The sequence below is a fragment of the Streptomyces sp. NPDC054961 genome, assembly GCF_053609145.1.
Genome location: NZ_JBSGWY010000100.1, coordinates 1 through 2,838, shown reverse-complemented (window position 1 = coordinate 2,838; position 2,838 = coordinate 1). Strand labels below are relative to the sequence as shown.

Genomic DNA, 2,838 nt, shown 5'->3' with positions numbered 1-2,838 from the left:
AGGGCGCCCGAAAGAGCTTCTCCTGGCAGGACTACCGCGACCTGCTGGTGAGGGCCCATATCCAGCTCGGCGGCCCCATCGTGGTGGTCTGGGACCATCTCAACACCCATCTGGCCGCCGGGCTGAAGCGGTATGAAGCCGAACACGACTGGCTCACCACCGTCCGACTCCCCGCGTATGCACCCGACCTGAACCCCGTCGAAGCCGTCTGGTCACTGGTGCGCAGAGCGATGGCCAACACCGCCTTCGACGCACCCGACGACCTCGACCGCATACTCCGCCGCGAGTTACGCAAAATCCAACTCCAGCCCCGCCTCATCGACGGCTGCCTCACCGCCACCCGCCTGACCCTCACACCACCGACCCCACCCTGAAAACCTCAGTAGTCAGCACCTCCCGCATAGCGGCGGAACCTCATGTCGCACTGCCTGGCCGGGCCGGGCCGGTTCCGGGCTGCTCGGTCATTCCGGTCAAACATGCGCAGTCTTTCAGTCAAGCTTGACCGCATTCTCTTCAATCGTGACAGCGTTGCGATCGCAACTGACCCTAAACACTGTGGAGTTAACGTCCATGCCAAGGTTCAGATCCAAGGCGGCAGCAGTCCTCGGCTCCGCACTCCTCGCCTTCGCCGGTATCTCGACAGCGGAAGCCGCACCCGCCGCCCCGTGGAACCCGGTGTCCAACGCCAGTGCGGCCCCTAAAACGCTTACCGCGGATGTGTGGACCCCCGCCCGCATGGAGGCTGCGATCCCGGCTGATAATGCCCGGCACATATCCGCGCCTGCCAAGGACCAGCCGTCAGCGGCCCCCCGTCGGACCCCGTTATCGGTCACCCCGGCCGGGCCCAAGGCCGTGCAGCAGCCCGTGCCAGCGACCCAGGCCGGCGACACGGCGACCGGCCCTACGCTCGCGGCCACCGTGAACGCGTCGACCTTGGTGGGCAAGGTCTTCTATCATAATCCCACAAACGGCAACGACTACGTCTGTTCGGGCTCCTCGGTGAACAGTGCCGCCCAGAACGTGGTCCTCACCGCCGGGCACTGCGTCTACGACGGCGCCTGGATGACCAACTGGATCTTCGTTCCCTACTACGACCACGGCGCACGCCCCTACGGCACGTGGTACGCGGCCAACATGACCACCTTCAACGGCTGGACGCAGAATCACTACCGCGAGTACGACGTCGCCTTCGTGAACGTGTGGAACAACGCCGACACCCTGGGCCACACGGTAGGCGGTGAGGGCCTGCGCACATGGGGCTCCATCCCCCAGGCAGTCCTGGGAGTGACCGCCCTTGGCTACCCCGCGGAGGCTCCGTACGACGGCCAGTGGCAGTACTACTGCCTGGGCAGTGCCACCCTGGACACCAGCGACAACACGCTCGGCATGCCCTGCCCGCTGAACGGCGGCAGCAGCGGCGGTCCCTGGCTCCAGAACTACGACAACGCCACCGGGCTCGGCTACGCCGTGGGCATCAACGAGTCGACCTCCGGCAGCACTCTCTACAGCTCGCCCTTCACCTCGGCTGTGAGCAACCTCTACAGTCTTGTACAGGACGACGTCTATTCCTGACCCCCTCGGATGCCGGGAGTTAAACCGCATGCCGACCAAGCGGACCGCCCTGCTCCTCACCATCCTCCTGCTGGCCGTCGGCTGCGGGCGGGCTACCAGCACGGCGGGCGACTGCCCTCCCTCCTCACCCCCCGCGGCGGCCGACCAGGCAACGAGCCGGCCCGTCACCGACGACCCGTCGGCCGTCGCCTCGTACTGGACCGACGAACGCATGCACAGCGCCAAGCCCGCCCCCATGCCGTCCAAACCGGAGCCGACCTGCGGCCATTGACTCCGCCTCGGATACGGCGCGGCAGAACGCGGACACGAGATGGTCCAGGACCCATCGGGTCCGGGACCATCTCGTGTCCATGTCGCCGGTGGCGGGCTGCTTTGTCCCACGCGGGACCCTGGTCCGGGACAGCTACTGGCCACACCCCACCGGAATTACCCGTGCGTAAAGTTACTCTGCGGAAGAGGCAAGGGCCGTTTCCATTGGAAACGGCCCCTGGACTCACAGCTACCAGGACACGGCCGCCGTCCTGCCCGCCTCATCTGAGCCCGCACGAAGAGGAGGGGGCACCGCGTCTACACCGTGCCACTCCTCTTTTTACCGATCGCGTGGCGACGTCGACGGCTTGACTCCGGTCCGGGCCGACCGCGCTGGGCGCAGCCATCATCGTCTGGCCCTTACGGCGTTCAGGTGGCGATCGTGCCCGGGTAGGGCTGTCCGTCGAGGTGGGCGCGCATCTGCGTGATCAGGCCAGCAACGCGCCGGGGGCCCCAGGTGGCGACTTCGCTGTTGGTCGAGCTGGTGACGAAGTGGACGATGAAGGCGTCGCGGAGGAGCAGGAAGCTTTCGAAGCGGTCCATGGATGCGGGCAGTGGGCGGAACTTCTCGTACGCGGCCAGGAAGCGGCTGGCGAAGTCGGCGTAGACCTCGGGTTCGTCGCGGCACAGGCGGTGGATCGAGGACAGGACGGTGGCGATGTCCAGGGTATAGGCGCCGGGGCCGTAGTCGTCGAAGTCGATGACCGCGATGGTGCCCTCCGGGGTGAGCAGCATGTTCTCTCGGTGGGTGCGGCTGCCAGCCGAAGTCGTCAAATCCTGGCTGACCACCCCAAGGGCGTCGGCGGGGCTGACCAGTACGGCGATGGTGTGAGCGGCGAGCTCGTCGACGTCGCGGACCAAGTACTGAGGATTTCGGGTTGTCGTCGGGTGGTGACGGTTCATGATCCCTGCGGTATGCCGGTGGTATGCGTTATCCGGAGGGTGGGGGCCTGACCG

The 2,838-nt window shown here is 66.5% G+C and carries 4 protein-coding genes; 3 read left to right on the top strand and 1 reads right to left on the bottom strand.

Annotated features, from left to right (window positions below; translation table 11 throughout):
• From ACWF9Z_RS36615 to ACWF9Z_RS36605, 3 genes are all read left to right on the top strand, one after another.
• A partial coding sequence (locus tag ACWF9Z_RS36615) for a transposase (RefSeq protein WP_453609936.1) occupies window positions 1-374 on the top strand: 374 nt, incomplete at its 5' end.
• 544 nt (window positions 375-918) lie between these two features.
• Window positions 919-1,572 carry a trypsin-like serine peptidase gene (locus ACWF9Z_RS36610; protein WP_373919818.1) on the top strand — a complete coding sequence of 218 codons (654 nt, stop codon included), beginning with the start codon at window positions 919-921 and terminating at the stop codon, window positions 1,570-1,572.
• Window positions 1,573-1,600: 28 nt separating this feature from the next.
• Complete coding sequence (locus ACWF9Z_RS36605; RefSeq protein ID WP_371681023.1) at window positions 1,601-1,843, top strand: hypothetical protein; 243 nt, start codon at window positions 1,601-1,603, stop codon at window positions 1,841-1,843.
• 407 nt (window positions 1,844-2,250) lie between these two features.
• Here the strand turns inward: ACWF9Z_RS36605 and ACWF9Z_RS36600 are convergent, their stop codons facing one another.
• The gene (locus ACWF9Z_RS36600; RefSeq protein WP_453609933.1) at window positions 2,251-2,742 is read right to left on the bottom strand and encodes a phosphotransferase; all 492 of its coding nucleotides are present in this window, start codon (window positions 2,740-2,742) and stop codon (window positions 2,251-2,253) included.
• Between the last annotated feature and the right edge of the window lie 96 nt (window positions 2,743-2,838).